This window comes from Streptomyces sp. NBC_00102 (assembly GCF_026343115.1).
Taxonomy (GTDB): Bacteria; Actinomycetota; Actinomycetes; order Streptomycetales; family Streptomycetaceae; genus Streptomyces.
In genome coordinates this window covers 1,276,887-1,298,867 of the sequence record NZ_JAPEMC010000001.1, presented here as the reverse complement: position 1 = coordinate 1,298,867, position 21,981 = coordinate 1,276,887, and the positions used below count along the sequence as shown (strand labels likewise).

Genomic DNA, 21,981 nt, shown 5'->3' with positions numbered 1-21,981 from the left:
CTCAGCAGTAATCCGTAGATTCTCCGCATTTCCGATGTCCCCGTGATGTGCGGCGAACGTGCGGCCCGGCCCTCTCCCGCTCACGGCCGGCCGGCGCCCCTTCCCCGGCGCCGGCAGGCCTCCCCTTCTGAGCGGGCGGGGACCAGGCCGCATGCCGCCGCTTCACGGACCTGAGCCTGAGAGGGCGCATTGAGCCAGACCCGACACGTCCCGGTGATGCTCCAGCGATGCCTGGACCTGTTGGCCCCGGCTCTGCGGGGGGAGGGCGGCACCCCCCCGGTGGTCGTCGACTGCACCCTCGGCCTCGGCGGGCACAGCGAGGCCCTGCTCACCGCCTTCCCCGAGGTACGCCTGGTCGCCCTGGACCGCGACAAGGAGGCGCTCCGGCTCTCCGGCGAGCGCCTCGCCCCGTACGGAGACCGCGCCACCCTGGTGCACGCGGTCTACGACGAGCTGCCCGAGGTACTGGACCGGCTCGGCATCCCCAAGGTCCAGGGCGTCCTCTTCGACCTCGGCGTCTCCTCCATGCAGCTGGACGAGGCCGACCGGGGGTTCGCCTACGCCCAGGACGCGCCCCTCGACATGCGCATGGACCAGTCCACCGGGATCGGTGCGGCGGAGGTCCTCAACACCTACCCGCCGGGCGAGCTGGTTCGCATCCTGCGCGCGTACGGCGAGGAGAAGCAGGCCAAGCGGATCGTCTCGGCGATCGTGCGCGAGCGCGAGAAGGAACCGTTCACCAACAGCGCCCGGCTGGTCGAGCTGATCCGCGACTCCCTGCCGCAGGCCGCCAAGCGCACCGGCGGCAACCCGGCCAAGCGCACTTTCCAGGCGCTGCGCATCGAGGTGAACGGCGAGCTCACCGTGCTGGAGAACGCCATCCCCGCCGCCGTCTCCGCCCTCGCGGTGGGCGGCCGGATCGCGGTGCTGTCGTACCACTCGCTGGAGGACCGGCTGGTCAAGCAGGTGTTCGCGGCAGGCGCCGCGAACACCGCGCCGCCGGGACTGCCCGTGGTCCCCGAGCGCTACCAGCCCCGTCTGGGGCTCCTCACCCGGGGCGCGGAGCTGCCCACCGAGGAGGAGGTCGCCGAGAACCGGCGGGCCGCCCCCGCCAGGCTGCGCGGCGCCGAACGCATCCGCGAGGAGGAGCGGTGACCGCAGGACGCGGGCGTACTCCCGCCGGCGGCACCGGGACGCGGGAGGCGGCGCGGTGAACGGACCGGCCGCACCGCTGAAGGGACGCGCCGCCCGGCTCGCCCGGCTGATGCCGTCGGGGCCGAGCAACGCGGCCCGTACCCCCTTCATGCTGCTGGTCGTGGTCCTCCTCGGCGGCGGGCTGATCAGCCTGCTGCTGCTGAACTCCGCGCTCAACGAGGGCTCGTTCCGGCTCAGCGAGCTGCGGAAGCAGACGACCGACCTCACCGACGAGGAGCAGGCGCTCCAGCGGGACGTGGACGGTTACTCGCAGCCCGACGCACTGGAGCGGCGGGCCCGGGAACTGGGCATGGTCCCCGGCGGCAGCCCCGCCTTCCTGAACCCGGACGGCACGGTGCGGGGCGTTCCCGCGGAGGTCACCGCCGACCCGCTGCCCACACCGGTCCCGACGGAAGCCCCCGCGGCCACCGAAGAGCCCGCGGCCACCGAAGCCCCCGCCGCCGTCGAAGAGCCCGCCGCCACCGAAGCCCCCCGGGCGGCCGGAGCCACCGGGACCGCGGAGGCGGCGGAGACCGCGCAGGACGCGGAGTCCGCGAGCGCCCCGTCCATCCCCGCGGCCCCGACCTCCTCGCCGGACGCCTCCTCCGACGCGACCACGACCCCGACGAGCCCCGGCAGGTGACGCAGTGCCGTCCAAGGAACCGCCGCGCCGCCGTGTGCCCGGCCCCGCACGCCCCCGAGGGGCCGCGGGCGGTACGGGACGCCCCCGGCCCGCAGCCCGCCCCGAGGCCCGGCGCCCGCACCCCTCACCGGGCCGCCCCGGCCGCCCCGCACCGCGCTCCCTGCGTCTGGGCAGCCCGCGCCCCCGGCTCCGTCTGGTCAGCCTCGGGCTGACCGTGGTCATGCTGGTGTTCGTCGCCAGGCTGCTCCAGGTCCAGGCCGTCGACGCGCACGCGTACTCGGCCAAGGCCAAGGAGAACCGCTACCTGGAGTACACCGTCGCCGCCGAGCGCGGGGAGATCACCGACCGCAACGGGATCGCGCTGGCCACCAGCGTCGACGCGTACGACATCACCGCGGACCCGAAGATGTTCACCCCGGCCGAGAGCGGGATCCCGGACGCGCCGGAGCAGGCGGCGGCCCTGCTCGCGCCGATCCTCGGCAAGGACGCGGCCGCGCTCACCGCGCAGCTGTCGAAGCCGGGGAGCCGCTACACCGTGCTCGCCCGGCGGCAGACCCCGCAGGTCTGGAAGCAGATCAAGGACCTGAAGTCGGTCCTCGCGGACAAGGCGGCCGAGAGCGGCGGGAAGGGCACCAGTGCGCTGGCGGGCGTCTTCCAGGAGCCGACGACCAAGCGGGTCTATCCGAACGGCGACCTCGCCGCCGGGATACTGGGATTCGTCAACGCCGACGGCAAGGGCGGCGGCGGTCTGGAGTCCCAGCTGAACGAGGAGCTCGCCGGCCAGGACGGGAAGATCCGGTACGCCCAGTCCGGCGGCCGCCGGGTGCCGACCGCCGGCGCCAAGGAGATCCCGGCCGTCGAGGGCACGGACATCGAGCTGACGATCGACCGGGACATCCAGTGGGCCGCCCAGCGGGCCATCACCGAGCAGGTCGAGAAGTCCAAGGCGGACGGCGGTTACGTCGTCGTGCAGAACACCAGGACCGGCGAGCTGCTGGCCATGGCCAACGCCCCGGGCTTTGATCCGAACGACCTCTCCACCGTCGACGGCGGCTCGCTGGGCAACGCGGCGCTCCAGGACGTCTACGAGCCCGGCTCCACCGCCAAGGTCATGTCCATGGCCGCCGTGCTGGAAGAGGGTGTCGCCACCCCCTCCACGCACGTCACCGTGCCCAACCGGCTGCACCGCGGGGACCGGCTCTTCAAGGACGACATCGACCACAAGACCTGGGAACTCACGCTCAACGGCGTCCTGGCCAAGTCCAGCAACATCGGCACCATCCTGGCGACCGGTCAGCTCGGCAGGACCCAGCCCGAGGCGAACAAGGTCCTCTACTCCTACCTCCGCAAGTTCGGCATCGGCAGCCCCACCGGCCTCGGCTATCCCGGCGAGTCGGCGGGCATCCTCGCCAAGCCCCAGGACTGGTCGACCTCCCAGCAGTACACGATCCCCTTCGGCCAGGGCCTCTCCCTCAACGCCGTCCAGGCGGCCTCGGTCTACTCGACCATCGCCAACGGCGGGGTACGCATCGCCCCCACGCTCGTACGCGGCACCAAGGGCGCCGACGGCCGCTACACCAAGTCGGGGAAGCCCGAGGAGACCCGGGTGGTCAGCGAGAAGACCGCCAAGGAGCTCTCCACCATGCTGGAGTCCGTGGTCGGCGACGAGGAGGGCACCGGCACCAAGGCGCGCATCCCCGGCTACCGGGTGGCGGGCAAGACCGGTACCGCCAACCGGGTGGACCCGGTCAGTGGCGTGTACGACGGCTACACCGCCTCCTTCGCCGGATTCGCACCGGCCGACGACCCGCAGATCACCGTCTACTGCGCGATCCAGAACCCCACCAAGGGCGACTACTTCGGCGGCCAGATCTGCGGGCCGATCTACAAGAAGGTCATGGAGTTCGCGCTGAAGACCCTCCAGACCGAACCGAGCGGCACCAAGTCGCCCGGCCTGCCCGTCTTCTTCCAGCCGGGCGGCTGAGCGAAGAGGGGCGCTACCACCGCGGTGCGCGCCGGGCGGACGGAGACGTTCCGGCCGGCACGCACCGCACGGCGGGCGGCACCGCGCGCCGGACCCGGCCGGACCCCGGCCGTGACCTCGTACGTTCCCAGGGGAGCACCAGTGACAACCATCACCCCCGATCCGGGGAACCGGAATGAGAAGTTCCGAAACCCTGGCCCCTCACTTCGCGGGAGGCCGGGTCAGCCCGGTACGCTCACCGCCGTGCCCCACGCTGATCAGTACCGAATCACCCAGAAGGACGCGCCCGTGAACCATCCGGGAGCGCCCCGACCGGAACGGCTCCGGCCGACCCCCCTCGGCGGGCCGGCGGCCCGCCTGGGCCTCGAACTGCCGGCGGCGGTGGAGGTCACCGGCATCACCCACGACTCCCGGGCGGTCCGCCCCGGAGACGTGTACGCGGCTCTGCCGGGTGCCAAGCTGCACGGCGCCGACTTCGCGGCCCAGGCGGCCGGACTGGGCGCCGTCGCGATCCTCACCGACCCGGCGGGCGCCGACCGGGCCGCCGGCACCGGGCTCCCGGTGCTGGTCGCCGAGGACCCACGCGCCGTCATGGGCGACCTCGCCGCCGAGATCTACGGCCGCCCCGGGGCGGGCCTGCTCCAGATCGGCATCACCGGGACCTCCGGCAAGACCACCACCGCGTACCTCGTCGAGGGCGGACTGCGCGGCGCCGGCCGGGCCACCGGGCTCATCGGCACGGTCGAGACGCGCATCGGCGACGAGCGGATCAAGTCCGAGCGCACCACCCCCGAGGCCACCGATCTGCAGGCCCTCTTCGCGGTCATGCGCGAACGCGGCGTCGAAGCGGTCGCGATGGAGGTCTCCAGCCACGCACTGGTGCTGGGCAGGGTCGACGGCTGCGTCTTCGACGTCGCCGTCTTCAACAACCTCAGCCCGGAACACATGGAGTTCCACTCCGGCATGGAGGACTACTTCCAGGCCAAGGCCCAGCTCTTCACCCCGGAGCGCAGCAGGCGAGGGGTCGTCAACTACGACGACAGCTACGGCCGCAGGCTCGTCAACGAGGCCGGCGTCCCCGTCACCACCTTCTCCGCCGAGGGCCACCCCGACGCCGACTGGCGCGCCGTGGACGTCGAAGTCGGGCCGCAGGACAGCACCTTCACCGTGCTCGGCCCGGAGGGCGAGCGCGTCACCGCCCGGGCGCCGCTGCCCGGCCCGTTCAACGTGGCCAACTCCCTCGCCGCGATCGTCACCCTGGCCGCCGCCGGGGTCGACCCGCAGACCGCCGCCGACGGCGTCGGAGCCGTCCCCGGGGTCCCCGGCCGGCTGGAGCGCGTCGACGCGGGACAGCCGTACCTCGCCGTCGTCGACTACGCGCACAAGACGGACGCCGTCGAATCGGTGCTCCGCTCGCTGCGCAAGGTCACCCAGGGCCGGGTACACGTCGTGCTCGGCTGCGGCGGCGACCGCGACACCACCAAGCGGGGTCCGATGGGCGCGGCCGCGGCCCGCCTCGCCGACACCGCCGTACTGACCTCCGACAACCCCCGCTCCGAGGACCCGCTGCGGATTCTCTCCGCGATGCTCGCCGGCGCCGCCGAGGTGCCGGTGCACGAGCGCGGTGACGTCCTGGTCGACGCGGACCGCGCCGCCGCCGTCGCGGCCGCCGTCGCCCGCGCGCTGCCCGGCGACACCGTCCTCGTCGCCGGCAAGGGTCACGAGCAGGGCCAGGACGTCCACGGGGTGGTACGCCCCTTCGACGACCGACGGGTCCTGCGCGCGGCCATCGAACGGTCCCTGGGGCGTCCCGGCGCCGAAGACGGGGTCACCGACCCGCAGCACCACGAAGCCCACCACGAGAACAACAGTCAGGGATGACCAAGTGATCGCCCTTTCCCTCGCCGAGATCGCCGAAATCGTCGGCGGGCAGCCGCGCGACATACCGGACACCTCGGTCGTCGTCGACGGCCCGGTCGTCATCGACTCCCGGAAGGTGGAGCGGGGCAGCCTGTTCGCCGCCTTCGTCGGTGAGCAGGTCGACGGCCACGACTACGCCCCCGGCGCCGTCGCGGCCGGCGCCGTCGCGGTGCTGGCCACCCGCCCCGTAGGGGTGCCCGCGATCGTCGTCGACGACGTCGTGGCCGCGCTCGGCGCCCTCGCCCGCCACGTCGTCGTCGATCGCCTCGGGCTGCCCGTCGTCGCCCTCACCGGCTCCGCGGGCAAGACCTCCACCAAGGACCTCATCGCCCAGCTCATGGAGCGCATGGGGCCGACCGTCTACCCGGCGGGCAACCTCAACAACGAGATCGGCCTGCCGGTCACGGCACTCCGCGCCACCGAGGAGACCCAGCACCTGGTGCTGGAGATGGGCGCCCGCTACATCGGCGACATCCGCTACCTCACCGGCCTCGTCCCGCCCCGCATCGGACTCGTCCTCAACGTCGGGACCGCCCACATCGGCGAGTTCGGCGGCCGGGAGCAGATCGCCCAGGCCAAGGGCGAGATGGTCGAGTCGCTGCCCGAGGACGGAGTGGCCGTCCTCAACGCCGACGATCCGCTCGTACGTGCCATGTCCTCCCGCACGAAAGCGAGGGTCCTCCTCTTCGGAGAGGCGCCCGAAGCGGACGTACGGGGAGAGAACGTACGTCTCACAGCGGACGGACACCCCGCATTCAGCCTCCACACACCCACCGGGTGCAGCGAGGTGACCATGCGCCTGTACGGTGAGCACCACGTGTCGAACGCGCTCGCCGCAGCCGCCGTCGCCCATGAGTTGGGCATGCCCGTACAGGAGATCGCCGAGGTGCTCTCCGAGGCGGGCACCCTCTCCCGCTGGCGCATGGAGGTCACCGAGCGTCCGGACGGTGTGACGGTCGTCAACGACGCCTACAACGCGAACCCCGAATCCATGAGAGCCGCACTCCGTGCGCTGGCCGCCATGGGCAGGGGCCGGCGGACCTGGGCGGTGCTCGGTCAGATGGCCGAGCTCGGTGACGAGTCGCTCTCCGAGCACGACGCGGTCGGACGGCTTGCCGTCCGGCTCAACGTCAGCAAGCTCGTCGCGGTCGGGGGAATCGAAGCCTCCTGGCTGCAACTGGGCGCTTACAACGAGGGTTCGTGGGGTGAGGAGTCGGTGCACGTGTCCGACGCACAGGCGGCCGTCGACCTGTTGCGCAGTGAACTGCGCCCGGGAGACGTCGTGCTGGTGAAGGCGTCCCGGTCGGTCGGCCTGGAGCTGGTTGCCCAGGCACTGCTGGAGAACGCGACCGAGGGCGAGGTCACCGGCCGATGAGGCAGATCCTCTTCGCGGGGGCCATAGGGCTCTTCCTGACCCTGGTCGGTACCCCGCTGCTCATCAAGCTGCTGGCCCGCAAGGGATACGGCCAGTTCATCCGGGACGACGGCCCGCGCACGCACGGCAGCAAGAAGGGCACGCCCACGATGGGCGGCATCGCCTTCATCCTGGCGACGATCATCGCGTACGTCCTGGCGAAGGTCATCACGGGCGAGGACATGCGGTTCTCCGGTGTCCTCGTGCTCTTCCTGATGGCGGGGATGGGGCTCGTCGGCTTCCTGGACGACTACATCAAGATCGTCAAGCAGCGTTCGCTCGGCCTGCGGGCCAAGGCGAAGATGGCCGGCCAGCTGATCGTCGGCATCGCGTTCGCGGTGCTCTCGCTCCAGTTCGCCGACATCCACGGCAACACCCCGGCCTCCACCCGGCTCTCGTTCGTCGAGGACTTCGGGTGGTCGATCGGACCGGTGCTGTTCGTCGTCTGGGCGCTGTTCATGATTCTCGCCATGTCCAACGGCGTGAACCTGACGGACGGTCTGGACGGCCTGGCCACCGGCGCGTCGGTGATGGTCTTCGGCGCGTACACCTTCATCGGACTGTGGCAGTTCCAGGAGTCGTGCGCCAACGCGATGGAACTCACCAACCCCAGCGCCTGTTTCGAAGTGCGCGACCCACTCGACCTGGCGGTCGTCGCCTCGGCGCTGATGGGTTCCTGCTTCGGCTTCCTGTGGTGGAACACCTCGCCGGCCAAGATCTTCATGGGTGACACCGGTTCGCTCGCGCTCGGCGGCGCCCTCGCGGGTCTCGCCATCTGCTCGCGCACCGAGTTCCTGATCGCCGTGCTCGGCGGTCTCTTCGTGATGATCACGATGTCCGTGGTCATCCAGGTCGGTTCCTTCAAGATGACCGGCAAGCGGGTCTTCCGGATGGCGCCGCTCCAGCACCACTTCGAACTCAAGGGGTGGTCCGAGGTCCTGGTGGTGGTCCGGTTCTGGATCATCCAGGGCATGTGCGTCATCGTCGGTCTCGGACTCTTCTACGCGGGATGGGCAGCCAAGAAGTGAGCAACGCGCACCAGGGGGACGGGACCGACTGGCGGGGGAAGCACGTCACCGTCGCCGGACTCGGGATCAGCGGGATTCCCGCCGCCCGCGCCCTGCACGGACTCGGGGCGCTGGTCACCGTCGTCAACGACGGCGACGACGAGCGCTCCCGCGCCCAGGCCGCCGGCCTGGAGGCGGAGGGCATCACCGTGCGCCTCGGCGACGGCGACACCCTGCCCGGCTCCACCGAGCTGATCGTCACCGCCCCGGGCTGGAAGCCCGACAAGCCGCTCTTCCTCGCGGCCGCCGCGGCCGGCGTCCCCGTCTGGGGCGACGTCGAACTCGCCTGGCGGCTGCGGGGAGTCAAGGGCGGTGAGCCCGCCCCCTGGCTCGCGGTCACCGGCACCAACGGCAAGACCACGACCGTACGCATGCTCGCCTCCATCCTGGAGGCCGCCGGGCTGCGCACCGCGGCCGTCGGCAACATCGGCGTCTCCCTGCTGGACGCGGTCCTCGGCGAGGAGACGTACGACGTGCTCGCCGTCGAACTCTCCAGCTACCAGCTGCACTGGGCGCCCTCGGTGCGCGCCCACTCCGCGACCGTGCTCAACCTGGCCCCGGACCACCTCGACTGGCACGGCTCCATGGAGGCGTACGCCGCCGACAAGGGCCGGATCTACGAGGGCAACACGGTGGCCTGCGTCTACAACGCGGCCGACCCCGCCACCGAGGAACTGGTGCGCGAGGCCGACGTGGAGGAGGGCTGCCGGGCGATCGGCTTCACCCTCGGAACCCCCGGCCCCTCCCAGCTCGGCGTCGTCGACGGCATCCTGGTGGACCGGGCGTTCGTCACCAACCGGCAGAAGCAGGCCCAGGAGCTGGCCGAGGTCGCCGACGTCGACCCGCCCGCCCCGCACAACATCGCCAACGCGCTCGCCGCCGCCGCGCTGGCCCGCGCCTTCGGCGTGAAGCCCGCCGCGGTCCGCGACGGACTGCGCGCCTTCCGCCCCGACCCGCACCGCATCGAGCACGTGGCGGACGTCGACGGCGTCGCCTACGTGGACGACTCCAAGGCCACCAACACCCACGCCACCGAAGCCTCCCTCGCCGCCTACGAGCCGATCGTCTGGATCGCCGGCGGTCTCGCCAAGGGAGCCACCTTCGACGAGCTGGTCGGCGGCGCCGCGAAGCGCCTGCGGGGGGTGGTCCTCATCGGCCGCGACCGGGCCCTCATCCGCGAAGCCCTGACGCGACACGCCCCCGAGGTACCGGTGGTCGACCTGGACCGGACCGACACTGGGGCCATGTCCGAGGCGGTCGCCGAGGCCGCACGGCTCGCCCGTCCGGGCGACACCGTGCTGCTGGCCCCGGCCTGCGCCTCGATGGACATGTTCGCCAACTACAACGAGCGGGGCGAGGCGTTCGCGGACGCGGTCCGCGCACTCGCCGACGACGGCGTCTGACAGGACCGGCCCCCGGGCCGTGCCTTCCCCGGGGACAATGTGCCCGGGGGACGGTACGGCCCGGGGGCCGGGCCACCGGACTGTCGCCGCCCCGGGCACGATCAGCGGAGGGGACAGCGACTATGCCGGCCGATGAGGGTCCCGACGCCCTGGGACGGGCCCGTGCACGGGCGCACGCGGCGAGGACCGGCCCCTTCCGTACCCGGCCGTTCGCCCGGCCCGCCCTGTCCGGTTCACCGGGCTCAGGGGTACCCACGCACCCCGGAACGGCCCTTCGGGGGCGGCTCGCCGCCGGTTCCGGCAGCCGGCCCGGGCCGCCGCGCCCCCCGGGCCGCTCCGCCCCCGCTCCCCGCGACCCGCGCGGCGGCGGGGTGCGCCGGGCCTACGAGCAGGCGCTGCGGGCCTGGGACCGCCCTCTGACCGCGTACTACGTCATCCTCGGCTCCAGCCTGCTGATCACGGTCCTGGGCCTCGTGATGGTCTACAGCGCCTCCATGATCAAGGCACTGGAACTCGCCAAGCCGAGTACCTACTTCTTCCGCAAGCAGTTCCTGGCCGCCGTCATCGGGGCCGGGCTGATGCTGCTGGCCGCCCGCATGCCGGTCAAGCTCCACCGCGCGCTCGCCTACCCGATGCTGCTCGGCACCGTCTTCCTGATGGCCCTGGTCCAGGTCCCCGGCATAGGGATGTCGGTCAACGGCAACCAGAACTGGCTCTACATCGGCGGACCGTTCCAGCTCCAGCCCAGCGAGTTCGGCAAGCTGGCCCTCGTGCTCTGGGGCGCCGACCTGCTCGCCCGCAAACAGGACAAGCGGCTGCTCACCCAGTGGAAACACATGCTGGTCCCGCTGATCCCCGTCGCCTTCATGCTGCTCGGCCTGATCATGCTCGGCGGCGACATGGGCACCGCGATCATCCTCACCGCGATCCTCTTCGGCCTGCTCTGGCTCGCCGGAGCGCCGACCAGGCTCTTCGTCGGCGTCCTCGGTTTCGCCGGGGCCATCGCCGTCCTGCTGATCAAGACCAACCCGAACCGCATGTCCCGGCTGGCCTGCGTGGGCGTCAGCGAACCCGACGCCGCGGGCGGCTGCTGGCAGGCCGCGCACGGAATCTACGCTCTCGCGTCCGGTGGCTGGTTCGGATCGGGGCTGGGTGCGAGCGTGGAGAAATGGGGACAACTCCCAGAACCCCACACCGACTTCATCTTCGCCATCACCGGCGAGGAACTGGGGCTGGCGGGGACTCTGTCGGTGCTCGCCCTCTTCGCGGCTCTAGGCTATGCGGGTATCCGCGTGGCCGGACGCACGGAGGACCCCTTCGTGAGGTACGCCGCGGGAGGCGTGACGACGTGGATCACCGCGCAAGCCGTGATCAACATCGGTGCGGTGCTCGGCCTGCTGCCGATCGCCGGAGTCCCGCTCCCGCTGTTCTCCTACGGAGGGTCGGCCCTGCTGCCGACCATGTTCGCGGTCGGCTTGATGATCGCCTTCGCGCGGGACGAGACCGGCGCGAAAGCGGCCCTGGCCATGCGGAGGCCCGGGGTGAGATGGAAGACGATGAGACGGCGCGTCAAGAAGCGTCCGTCCGGAGAGCGGTGAATTTCGGTGCATGTCGTACTCGCCGGCGGGGGGACCGCCGGCCACATCGAGCCCGCGCTTGCCCTCGCAGACGCCCTGCGGAGGCAGGACCCGACCGTGGGCATCACCGCCCTCGGCACGGAACGCGGCCTGGAGACCAGGCTCGTACCCGAGCGGGGGTACGACCTGGCGCTCATCCCGGCCGTGCCGCTGCCCCGTAAGCCCACACCGGAGCTGATCACCGTCCCGGGCCGGCTGCGCGGCACCATCAAGGCCGCCGAGCAGATCCTGGAACGCACCAAGGCGGACTGCGTGGTCGGCTTCGGCGGCTACGTCGCGCTGCCCGGCTACCTCGCCGCCAAGCGCGCCGGAGTGCCCATCGTCGTCCACGAGGCCAACGCGCGCCCCGGCCTGGCCAACAAGATCGGCTCCCGGTACGCCCACGGCGTCGCCGTCTCCACCCCCGACAGCAAGCTGCGCGGCGCCCGCTACATCGGCATCCCGCTGCGCCGCACCATCGCCACCCTGGACCGGGCCCGGGTGCGCCCGGAGGCGCGCGCGGCCTTCGGGCTCGACCCCAACCTGCCCACCCTGCTGGTCTCCGGCGGTTCGCAGGGAGCCCGCCACCTCAACGAGGTGGTCCAGCGGGTCGCGCCACTGCTCCAGCGGTCGGGCATCCAGATCCTGCACGTGGTCGGCCCGAAGAACGAATTGCCGCGTATCGACAACATGCCCGGTATGCCGCCCTACATCCCGGTACCGTACGTGGACCGGATGGACCTCGCGTACGCCGCGGCCGACATGATGCTCTGCCGCGCGGGCGCGATGACCGTGGCCGAGCTCTCGGCCGTCGGGCTGCCCGCCGCGTACGTACCGCTGCCGATCGGCAACGGCGAACAGCGGCTCAACGCCCAGCCGGTGGTCAACGCCGGCGGCGGTCTGCTGGTCGACGACGCGGCCCTCACCCCCGAGTGGGTGCAGGCCCATGTCCTCCCGGTGCTGTCCGATCCGCACCGGCTGTATGAAATGTCCCGCGCCGCCGCGGAGTTCGGCCGGCGCGACGCCGACGACCTGCTCGTCGGCATGGTGTACGAGGCGATTGCCGCACGCCGCCAGGCGTGAGGCGGGGCGGGTCCGGGGTGTCGCGCCCCGGACCCGGCGAAGGAGCGAGCGTGGCCGGACCGACGACCGCCCAGCGCGGTTCAGGGAAGCAGGCGGACACCCCGGCGCGCGCGCCGCACGCCGGTCCCGGAGGCGGTGCGCCCGGCCGCCGCAGGGCGGTGGTCCTCGGCGCGGCCGGGGCCGCCCTGCTCGCCGGGGGCGTGGCGTGGGCGCTCTGGGGCTCCTCCTGGCTCCGGCTGGAGGACGTCGGGGTGAGCGGGACCGACGTCCTCTCCCGGGCGGAGGTGGAGGCGGCGGCGTCGGCTCCGGTCGGCTCGCCGCTGGTCTCCGTGGACACCGATTCCCTGGAGCGCCGGTTGCGGCGGAAACTCCCCCGCATCGACACCGTGGACGTGACGCGTTCCTGGCCGCACGGAATCGACATCGAGGTGACGGAGCGAAAGCCGGTCCTTCTGCTGAAAAAGGGCGCAAACTTCACCGAAGTGGACGCCGGGGGTGTGCGGTTCGCGACGGTGGACAAAGCGCCTGAAAAGGTTCCGTTGCTGGAATTGTCGCCCGAACCTTCCGCGAGTCTGCGCCGTTTCGGCGGTGACCGTCTGTTGCGGGAAGCGGTCGAAGTCGCCGGCGACCTCCCCGCCGCCGTCGCGCGGGACACCGAGGTGGTGCGGGTGACCTCGTACGATGCGATCTCGCTGAAGCTGACGGGGGGACGGGAAGTGATCTGGGGCAGTGGTGAACAGGGCGCGGTGAAGGCGAAAGTCCTCACCGCGCTGATGAAAGCGGCACCCAAAGCAGGACACTTCGACGTGAGTGCGCCCACCGCTCCGGCATCTTCGGAGAGTTGACGGGTATTTGGCCTGACCAGCACCCTGGTTGGTCATCGCTACGGGTGATCACATAGGGTGAAAAGAAAAACGGGAGGTTCGGCGTGTTCGTTGAACGTGCGCCACTTGTCGACTTAGTGTCCTGTTCGGAAGAGTCCAAGAAGCAGACACACTGGTAACCCTAAACTTCAGCGTTAGGGTTTGGGTCGGCGTTCGGACCGTCCCCATCGACATCCGTCGTCGCGGCGGGCCACCGCAGAGCGACGACACGTAAATCGAGGCGAGAGGCCTTCGACGTGGCAGCACCGCAGAACTACCTCGCAGTCATCAAGGTCATCGGTGTCGGCGGCGGTGGTGTCAATGCCATCAACCGAATGATCGAGGTCGGTCTCAAGGGCGTCGAGTTCATCGCGATCAACACGGACGCGCAAGCCCTGTTGATGAGCGACGCCGACGTCAAGCTCGACGTCGGCCGCGAACTCACCCGGGGACTCGGCGCCGGAGCCAACCCGGCAGTCGGTCGCAAGGCGGCAGAGGACCACCGTGAAGAGATCGAGGAGGTCCTCAAGGGGGCCGACATGGTCTTCGTCACCGCAGGAGAGGGCGGCGGCACCGGCACCGGTGGCGCACCCGTCGTGGCCAACATCGCCCGTTCACTGGGCGCCCTGACGATCGGTGTGGTCACCCGCCCGTTCACCTTCGAGGGCCGCCGGCGCGCGAACCAGGCGGAGGACGGCATCGCCGAGCTCCGCGAAGAGGTCGACACCCTCATCGTCATCCCCAACGACCGGCTGCTGTCCATCTCGGACCGCCAGGTGAGCGTGCTCGACGCGTTCAAGTCGGCCGACCAGGTACTGCTCTCGGGTGTCCAGGGCATCACCGACCTCATCACCACCCCCGGCCTCATCAACCTCGACTTCGCCGACGTCAAGTCGGTCATGTCCGAGGCGGGTTCGGCGCTCATGGGCATCGGCTCGGCCCGCGGCGACGACCGCGCGGTGGCGGCGGCGGAGATGGCGATCTCCTCGCCCCTCCTGGAGGCGTCCATCGACGGCGCCCGCGGCGTGCTGCTCTCCATCTCCGGCGGCAGCGACCTCGGTCTCTTCGAGATCAACGAGGCCGCCCAGCTGGTGAGCGAGGCGGCGCACCCGGAGGCGAACATCATCTTCGGCGCGGTCATCGACGACGCGCTGGGCGACGAGGTGCGGGTCACCGTGATCGCTGCGGGCTTCGATGGCGGTCAGCCGCCGGCCCGCCGCGAGAACGTGATCGGCGCCGGTGCCACCAAGCGCGAGGAGCCCGCCCCGCCGGCCCGGCCCGAGCCGGTCCGCCACTCGGCCGGACTCGGTTCCGTACCGGTCCGCGAAGAGGCCCCGGCCCCGGTCGAGCCCGTACCGGTCGCGAACGACGGCTCGCTGCCGCCGGTGGCCCCGCCGCACGTTCCGACGGCCCGTCCCTACCAGGACACCCAGGCCGAAGAGCTGGACGTACCGGACTTCCTGAAGTGATAGACCGGCACCACGCGGGACCCGCGAGCACCGCGGGTCCCGCCGTCACATCGGTACTCGCGGCGGACCCGTCCGGTGGCGCCCGTGCCCACTTCGCCTTCACCGACCGGTGGGGCGGGGTGAGCACCGCCCCGTACGGGTCGCTGAACCTCGGCGGCGCGGTCGGAGACGACCCCGCCGCCGTGGTCGCGAACAGGGCGCGCGCCGCCGGTGAGCTCGGGTTGGACCCGGCGCGGGTCGTCTGGATGAACCAGGTGCACGGCCGCGAGGTCGCCGTGGTCGACGGGCCCTGGGGCCCGGACCGGGAGATCCCGGCGGTGGACGCGCTGGTGACCGCGCGTCGGGCGCTGCCGCTCGCCGTGCTCACCGCGGACTGCGTCCCGGTCCTGCTGGCCGACCCGGTCGCCGGAGTCGTCTCGGCGGCACACGCCGGCCGCCCCGGCCTCGTCGCCGGAGTCGTCCCCGCCGCGGTGGAGGCGATGCTCGCCCTCGGTGCCGAAGCCTCCCGGATCGTCGCCCGCACCGGACCGGCGGTCTGCGGCGGTTGCTACGAGGTGCCGGCCGCGATGCGGGACGAGGTCGCCGAGGCCGTACCCGCGGCACGGGCCGAGACCCGGTGGGGTACCCCGGCGGTGGACGTCGTCGCCGGGGTCCACTCCCAGCTCGCCGCGCTCGGGGTGCGCGACGTGCGGCGTTCGCCGTTCTGCACGCGGGAGTCGGACGACCACTTCTCGTACCGGCGCGACCGCACCACCGGACGGCTCGCCGGATACGTCTGGGTGGACGGACCCCTCGAAGGGCACGTCGAGGGCGACCGGGGCGACCAGGACCACGAGGACAGGGCATGACGGACCGCAGCAAGGAACTCGCCGACAACCTGGCGCGGGTGGAGGAACGTATCGCCTCCGCCTGTTCCGCGGCCGGCCGGTCGCGGGACGAGGTCACCCTGATCGTGGTCACCAAGACCTATCCGGCGAGCGACGTGCGGATCCTGCACGGACTCGGTGTGCGTCAGGTGGCCGAGAACCGGGACCAGGACGCCGCCCCCAAGGCCGCGGACTGTTCGGATCTGTCGCTCACTTGGCACTTCGTCGGTCAACTTCAGACCAACAAGGTTCGTTCGGTGACGCGTTATGCCGATGTGGTGCAGTCGATCGACCGGATCAAGTTGGTTTCCGCTCTCTCCACGGCTGCGGCCGGTGAGCGGGAGAGTGAACTCGGCTGCTTGATCCAGGTCGCCCTCGACGCCGGGAACGGCGGACGCGGCGAGCGGGGCGGGGTCGCCCCCGAGGGCGTGGAGGCGCTGGCCGCCGCGGTGGCGGCGGCACCGGGGCTCCGGCTCGACGGTCTGATGACGGTCGCGCCGCTCGCCGGCCCCTATGCCGGACGCCAACGGGCCGCCTTCGAGCGGCTGATGGAAATCTCATCCCGGCTGCGCACGGACCATCCGGCTGCGAACATGGTCTCCGCGGGGATGAGTTCGGACCTCGAGGACGCCGTAGCGGCCGGAGCGACACATGTACGCGTCGGTACTGCGGTACTCGGAGTCCGACCCCGGCTCGGGTAACGTCGCGAAGCAGGTCGGACCACAGCAGAAAATATGGTCATTCCCGCTCAATACGGGGCAGACCACCGTGGATCGCTGGCACTTGGTGACGATTGCCGATCCACCACAGAGCGGAGGACTCGGAGCATGGCCGGCGCGATGCGCAAGATGGCGGTCTACCTCGGCCTCGTGGAGGACGATGGGTACGACGGTCCGGGGTTCGACCCCGACGATGAATTCGAACCCGAGCCGGAGCCCGAGCGGGACCGGCGCAGGCACCAGCCCGCGCATCAGGTGGAGCGGGAGCGCGAAAGGGACGAACCGGTACGAGTGGTGCAACCCCCCGCGCCGCGCGAGCCAGTTCAGCTCCCCGCCGAGAGTGTGCGACCCGCCCGGATCGCGCCCGTGGCATCCATCACACCTGAACGCCCCAACCTGGAGAAGAACGCACCCGTGATCATGCCCAAGGTCGTCTCCGAGCGGGAGCCGTACCGCATCACCACGTTGCACCCCCGGACCTACAACGAGGCCCGTACCATCGGGGAACACTTCCGTGAGGGCACTCCGGTGATCATGAATCTCACGGAGATGGACGACACGGACGCAAAGCGACTTGTCGACTTTGCCGCGGGACTCGTCTTCGGACTTCATGGCAGCATTGAGCGCGTGACGCAGAAGGTGTTCCTGTTGTCGCCTGCTAACGTCGATGTCACGGCGGAGGACAAGGCCCGTATTGCAGAGGGCGGGTTCTTCAACCAGAGCTGAGAACGCGACACGGGAACAACCCGGCCGAGAGGCCGGAGCTACGAGAACCAGGGGAGGGAAGCGCGGTCATGGGCGTCGCACTCGAAGTGGTCAGCGTCGCGCTGAAGTGCTTCCTCGTCGTGCTGATCTTCCGGCTGGTCATGGACTACGTCTTCCAGTTCGCGCGTTCATGGGAGCCGGGCAAGCCGATGGTGGTGGTTCTCGAGGCCACTTACACGGCCACCGATCCACCGCTCAAGCTCCTGCGGCGGTTGATTCCGCCGCTGCGTCTCGGGGGCGTGGCGCTCGACCTGTCCTTCTTCGTTCTGATGATCATCGTCTACATCCTGATCGAGCTGCTCCAGTGGCTTGCGAGCAGCGTGTGAACGATACGGTCCTGCCGACTGCCGACGACTACGTAGAGGTGAAGAAGAGATGCCGCTGACCCCCGAGGACGTGCGGAACAAGCAGTTCACGACCGTCCGCCTCCGAGAAGGCTATGACGAGGACGAGGTCGATGCCTTCCTCGACGAGGTCGAATCCGAGCTGACGCGACTGCTCCGCGAGAACGAGGACCTGCGCGCCAAGCTGGCCGCCGCGACGCGTGCCGCCGCGCAGAACCAGCAGCAGCAGGCCATGCGCAAGCCCCCGGAGCAGCAGCAGGAGAGGCCCGGGGCTCCCGTGCCCGCCGCCATATCGGGTCCGCCGGTCCAGCAGCAGCCCCCGCAGATGGGTCCGCCGCAGCTGCCCGCCGGTCCCAGCGGCCATGGCCCCCAGCAGGGTCAGCACGGCCCCGGTCCGCAGGGCCAGCACGGCCCCGGCCCGATGCAGGGCGGCCCCATGGGCGGCGCCATGGGTGGTCCCATGGGCGGTCCCATGGGTCACGCTCCCCAGCAGATGCAGCAGCAGATGCAGCCCATGCAGCAGATGCAGCAGCCGATGCAGCAGATGCAGCAGCAGGGACCCGGTGGCGACAGCGCCGCCCGTGTCCTCTCGCTGGCGCAGCAGACCGCCGACCAGGCGATCGCGGAGGCCCGTTCCGAGGCCAACAAGATCGTCGGTGAGGCGCGCAGCCGTGCCGAGGGTCTGGAGCGCGACGCGCGGGCGAAGGCCGACGCGCTGGAGCGGGACGCGCAGGAGAAGCACCGCGTGGCGATGGGCTCGCTGGAGTCGGCCCGCGCGACGCTGGAGCGCAAGGTCGAGGACCTGCGTGGCTTCGAGCGCGAGTACCGCACCCGCCTGAAGTCGTACCTGGAGAGCCAGCTGCGTCAGCTGGAGACCCAGGCCGACGACTCGCTGGCTCCGCCGCGGAGCCCCGCGGCCGCCTCGCTGCCGCCGTCGCCCTCGCTGGCTCCGGCCGGTGCCGGTGCGATGGGCCACGGCATGGGCGCCGGCAACCACGGCGGCCCGTCGATGGGTGGCAACCCGTCCATGGGTCCCGGACCGTCCTTCGGTGGGCAGCAGCAGATGTCGCCCGCGATGACGCAGCCGATGGCACCGGTACGGCCGCAGGCGCCGCAGCCGATGCAGCAGGCTCCGTCGCCGATGCGCGGGTTCCTCATCGACGAGGACGACAACTGACCGGCTCGCGCTCTCTGAGCGCGTAGCCGTCGGCAGGCTGAGGGCCGGGCCCCGGGGATCTCCCCGGGGCCCGGCCCTTTTCCGTGCGCCCCTGCCGGCGGCCTTCCGGAGCCCGCAGGGGCGCCCGGAGAGGTGCGAATCAACTCAGATACGCATGAATCACCCTGTAGTGGAACGAAGTTTCCGGTATCGCCCGAGCGCTCCCGGGAACGCCGAAGGCCCGGCGGGAGTCCCGCCGGGCCTTCGGTCGACCGGTGCCCCGTGGAGCCGAGGGGCGGCCGGTCAGTGCTTGCGGAGGCGGAAGCGCAGGTCCAGGCCCTCGTCCTCGAACGGGGTGCCGTACGAGTCGTCCGCGTCGCCCCGGGCGTAGTCCAGGGCGAGCACCTCGTCCGCGATCAGCGGGGCGTGCTCGGTGAGCGCCTCCACCGTGGCGGCCGAGTCGGAGGTCCAGCGCACCGCGATCCGGTCCGCCACGTCCAGGCCGCTGTTCTTGCGGGCCTCCTGGATCAGCCGGATCGCGTCACGGGCGAGGCCCGCGCGGCGCAGCTCCGGGGTGATCTCCAGGTCCAGGGCGACCGTGGCGCCCGAGTCGGACGCCACCGACCAGCCCTCGCGCGGGGTCTCCGTGATGATGACCTCGTCCGGCGTCAGCGAGACCGTCTCGCCGTCCACCTCCACCGATGCGGTCCCCTCGCGCAGCGCCTGCGAGAGCGCGGCGGCCTCGGCGTTCGCGACCGCCTTCGCGACCGCCTGCACGCCCTTGCCGAAACGCTTGCCCAGCGCGCGGAAGTTGGCCTTCGCCGTGGTGTCGACCAGCGAGCCGCCCACCTCGGAGAGCGAGGCCAGCGAGGAGACGTTCAGCTCCTCGGTGATCTGCGCGTGCAGATCGGCGGAGAGCGCCTCGAAGCCGGCCGCCGCGACCAGCGCGCGGGAGAGCGGCTGGCGGGTCTTCACGCCCGACTCGGCGCGGGTCGCCCGGCCGAGCTCCACCAGCCGGCGCACCAGCGCCATCTGCGTGGAGAGTTCGGGGTCGACCGCCGAGGCGTCGGCCACCGGCCACGAGGAGAGGTGCACCGACTCGGGGGCGTCCGGGGTCACCGGAACCACCAGGTCCTGCCAGACCCGCTCGGTGATGAACGGAGTCAGCGGGGCCATCAGCCGGGTCACCGTCTCGACGACCTCGTGCAGCGTGCGCAGCGCCGCCTTGTCGCCCTGCCAGAAGCGGCGGCGCGAGCGGCGGACGTACCAGTTGGAGAGGTCGTCGACGAACGAGGAGAGCAGCTTGCCCGCCCGCTGGGTGTCGAAGCCGTCCAGCGCGGTGGTCACCTGGCCCACCAGGGCGTTGAGTTCACTCAGCAGCCAGCGGTCCAGGACCGTGCGGTCCGCCGGTGCCGGGTCGGCCGCCGACGGCGCCCACGCGGACGTACGGGCGTACAGCGCCTGGAAGGCGACCGTGTTCCAGTACGTCAGGAGCGTCTTGCGGACGACCTCCTGGATGGTGCCGTGACCCACACGCCGGGCCGCCCACGGGGAACCGCCCGCGGCCATGAACCAGCGCACCGCGTCGGCGCCGTGCTGGTCCATCAGCGGGATCGGGTCGAGGGTGTTGCCCAGGTGCTTGGACATCTTCCGGCCGTCCTCGGCGAGGATGTGGCCGAGGCAGACCACGTTCTCGTAGGAGGACTGGTCGAAGACGAGGGTGCCGACCGCCATCAGCGTGTAGAACCAGCCACGCGTCTGGTCGATGGCCTCCGAGATGAACTGCGCCGGGTAGCGGCTCTCGAAGACCTCCTTGTTCTTGTACGGGTAGCCCCACTGCGCGAACGGCATCGAACCCGAGTCGTACCAGGCGTCGATGACCTCGGGGACGCGGTACGCCTCCAACTGGCAGTTGTCCTCGGTGCAGGTGAACGTGATCGCGTCGACGAACGGCCGGTGCGGGTCGAGGCCCGACTGGTCGCTGCCGGTCAGCTCCGACAGTTCGGCGCGCGAACCGACGCAGGTGAGGTGGCCGTCCTCGCAGCGCCAGATCGGCAGCGGGGTGCCCCAGTAGCGGTTGCGGGAGAGCGCCCAGTCGACGTTGTTGTGCAGCCAGTCGCCGAAGCGGCCGTTCTTCACCGAGTCCGGGAACCAGTTGGTCTTCTCGTTCTCCGCGAGGAGGCGGTCCTTGACGGCGGTGGTGCGGATGTACCAGGACGGCTGCGCGTAGTAGAGCAGCGCGGTGTGGCAGCGCCAGCAGTGCGGGTAGCTGTGCTCGTACGGGACGTGGCGGAAGAGCTTGCCCCGGGCGGCGAGGTCCTCGGTGAGCGCCTCGTCCGCCTTCTTGAAGAAGACCCCGCCGACCAGCGGCAGGTCCTCCTCGAAGGTGCCGTCCGGGCGCACCGGGTTGACCACCGGCAGACCGTACGCCTTGCAGACCAGGAGGTCGTCGGCGCCGAACGCGGGGGACTGGTGGACCAGACCCGTACCGTCCTCGGTGGTGACGTACTCGGCGTTGACGACGTAGTGCGCCTCGGCGGGGAACTCGACCAGGTCGAAGGGGCGCTCGTAGGTCCAGCGCTCCATCTCCCGGCCGGTGAAGGACTCGCCGGTGAGCTCCCAGCCCTCGCCGAGCGCCTTCTCCACCAGCGGGCGCGCCACGACGAGACGCTCCTCGCCGTTCGTCGCCACGACGTACTCCACCTCGGGGTGGGCGGCGACGGCGGTGTTGGAGACCAGCGTCCACGGGGTGGTCGTCCAGACCAGCAGCGACGCCCGGCCGGCCAGCGGGCCGGAGGTCAGCGGGAAGCGGACGAAGACCGACGGGTCGACGACCGTCTCGTACCCCTGCGCCAGTTCGTGGTCGGAGAGGCCTGTGCCGCAGCGGGGGCACCAGGGAGCGACGCGGTGGGACTGGACCAGCAGGTCCTTGTCGAAGATCTTCTTCAGCGACCACCAGACCGAGTCGACGTACTCCGGGTCCATCGTCCGGTACGCGTCGTCCATGTCGACCCAGTACCCCATGCGGGTCGTCAGGTCGGAGAAGGCGTCGGTGTGGCGGGTCACGGACTCGCGGCACTTGGCGTTGAACTCGGCGATGCCGTACGCCTCGATGTCCTTCTTGCCGTTGAAGCCCAGCTCCTTCTCGACCGCGAGCTCCACGGGCAGACCGTGGCAGTCCCAGCCGGCCTTCCGGCCGACGTGGTAGCCCTGCATCGTGCGGAAGCGCGGAAAGACGTCCTTGAAGACGCGGGCTTCGATGTGGTGGGCGCCGGGCATGCCGTTGGCGGTCGGCGGGCCCTCGTAGAAGACCCACTCGGGGCGGCCCTCGGACTGTTCGAGGCTCTTGGCGAAGACCTTGCCGTCGCGCCAGAAGTCGAGCACGGTGTGCTCCAGCGCGGGCAGGTCGACCTGAGCGGGGACCGGGCGGTACTGCGGCGATGTCATGTTCGGGTTTCCTCCGGCGGATGTCTTC

17 protein-coding genes are annotated in these 21,981 nt (G+C 71.2%); 16 read left to right on the top strand and 1 reads right to left on the bottom strand.

Annotation, left to right across the window (positions count from 1 at the left end; all coding sequences use genetic code 11):
• Positions 1–189 precede the first annotated feature (189 nt).
• The 16 genes from rsmH to OHA55_RS05695 all read left to right on the top strand — a co-directional run bounded on the left by rsmH (position 190) and on the right by OHA55_RS05695 (position 18,527).
• Positions 190–1,155, top strand: a complete 966-nt coding sequence (rsmH, locus tag OHA55_RS05770; RefSeq protein WP_266703382.1) for a 16S rRNA (cytosine(1402)-N(4))-methyltransferase RsmH — start codon at positions 190–192, stop codon at positions 1,153–1,155.
• A gap of 55 nt (positions 1,156–1,210) precedes the next feature.
• On the top strand, positions 1,211–1,837 hold the full coding sequence (locus OHA55_RS05765) for a septum formation initiator family protein (protein ID WP_266703381.1): 627 nt from the start codon (positions 1,211–1,213) through the stop codon (positions 1,835–1,837).
• Positions 1,838–1,841: 4 nt separating this feature from the next.
• Positions 1,842–3,821 carry a penicillin-binding protein 2 gene (locus OHA55_RS05760; protein WP_266703380.1) on the top strand — a complete coding sequence of 660 codons (1,980 nt, stop codon included), beginning with the start codon at positions 1,842–1,844 and terminating at the stop codon, positions 3,819–3,821.
• Between the two features lie 288 nt (positions 3,822–4,109).
• A complete protein-coding gene (locus OHA55_RS05755; protein ID WP_266703379.1) occupies positions 4,110–5,702 on the top strand; it encodes a UDP-N-acetylmuramoyl-L-alanyl-D-glutamate--2,6-diaminopimelate ligase in 1,593 nt (530 codons plus the stop codon).
• 4 nt (positions 5,703–5,706) lie between these two features.
• The gene (gene murF, locus OHA55_RS05750; RefSeq protein WP_266703378.1) at positions 5,707–7,116 is read left to right on the top strand and encodes a UDP-N-acetylmuramoyl-tripeptide--D-alanyl-D-alanine ligase; all 1,410 of its coding nucleotides are present in this window, start codon (positions 5,707–5,709) and stop codon (positions 7,114–7,116) included.
• Positions 7,113–8,183: a phospho-N-acetylmuramoyl-pentapeptide-transferase gene (gene mraY, locus OHA55_RS05745; RefSeq protein ID WP_266703376.1), complete on the top strand. Its 1,071-nt coding sequence runs from the start codon at positions 7,113–7,115 to the stop codon at positions 8,181–8,183. Before murF ends, mraY begins: the two co-directional genes overlap by 4 nt.
• Positions 8,165–9,625, top strand: a complete 1,461-nt coding sequence (gene murD, locus OHA55_RS05740) for a UDP-N-acetylmuramoyl-L-alanine--D-glutamate ligase (protein WP_266703374.1) — start codon at positions 8,165–8,167, stop codon at positions 9,623–9,625. The genes mraY and murD overlap by 19 nt, the downstream gene beginning before the upstream one ends.
• A 122-nt stretch (positions 9,626–9,747) precedes the next feature.
• Positions 9,748–11,223 carry a putative lipid II flippase FtsW gene (gene ftsW / locus OHA55_RS05735; protein WP_266703372.1) on the top strand — a complete coding sequence of 492 codons (1,476 nt, stop codon included), beginning with the start codon at positions 9,748–9,750 and terminating at the stop codon, positions 11,221–11,223.
• Positions 11,224–11,229: 6 nt separating this feature from the next.
• Entirely contained in the window at positions 11,230–12,324 is a 1,095-nt protein-coding gene (murG, locus tag OHA55_RS05730) for an undecaprenyldiphospho-muramoylpentapeptide beta-N-acetylglucosaminyltransferase (protein ID WP_266703370.1), read from the top strand.
• A 50-nt stretch (positions 12,325–12,374) separates the two neighbouring features.
• Complete coding sequence (locus OHA55_RS05725; protein WP_266703368.1) at positions 12,375–13,169, top strand: cell division protein FtsQ/DivIB; 795 nt, start codon at positions 12,375–12,377, stop codon at positions 13,167–13,169.
• Between the two features lie 275 nt (positions 13,170–13,444).
• On the top strand, positions 13,445–14,656 hold the full coding sequence (gene ftsZ / locus OHA55_RS05720; protein WP_266703367.1) for a cell division protein FtsZ: 1,212 nt from the start codon (positions 13,445–13,447) through the stop codon (positions 14,654–14,656).
• Positions 14,653–15,504 carry a peptidoglycan editing factor PgeF gene (gene pgeF / locus OHA55_RS05715; protein ID WP_266703366.1) on the top strand — a complete coding sequence of 284 codons (852 nt, stop codon included), beginning with the start codon at positions 14,653–14,655 and terminating at the stop codon, positions 15,502–15,504. Before ftsZ ends, pgeF begins: the two co-directional genes overlap by 4 nt.
• A complete protein-coding gene (locus OHA55_RS05710) occupies positions 15,501–16,223 on the top strand; it encodes a YggS family pyridoxal phosphate-dependent enzyme (RefSeq protein WP_266703365.1) in 723 nt (240 codons plus the stop codon). Before pgeF ends, OHA55_RS05710 begins: the two co-directional genes overlap by 4 nt.
• A gap of 126 nt (positions 16,224–16,349) precedes the next feature.
• Positions 16,350–16,967 (top strand): cell division protein SepF, encoded by a 618-nt coding sequence (locus OHA55_RS05705; RefSeq protein ID WP_266703364.1) that lies wholly within the window; start codon positions 16,350–16,352, stop codon positions 16,965–16,967.
• 68 nt (positions 16,968–17,035) lie between these two features.
• The gene (locus OHA55_RS05700) at positions 17,036–17,332 is read left to right on the top strand and encodes a YggT family protein (RefSeq protein WP_266703363.1); all 297 of its coding nucleotides are present in this window, start codon (positions 17,036–17,038) and stop codon (positions 17,330–17,332) included.
• 49 nt (positions 17,333–17,381) lie between these two features.
• Entirely contained in the window at positions 17,382–18,527 is a 1,146-nt protein-coding gene (locus OHA55_RS05695) for a DivIVA domain-containing protein (RefSeq protein ID WP_266703362.1), read from the top strand.
• 282 nt (positions 18,528–18,809) lie between these two features.
• On the opposite strand, the gene ileS is transcribed toward OHA55_RS05695, so the two are convergent.
• Positions 18,810–21,953 carry an isoleucine--tRNA ligase gene (ileS, locus tag OHA55_RS05690; protein ID WP_266703361.1) on the bottom strand — a complete coding sequence of 1,048 codons (3,144 nt, stop codon included), beginning with the start codon at positions 21,951–21,953 and terminating at the stop codon, positions 18,810–18,812.
• Positions 21,954–21,981: the final 28 nt, after the last annotated feature.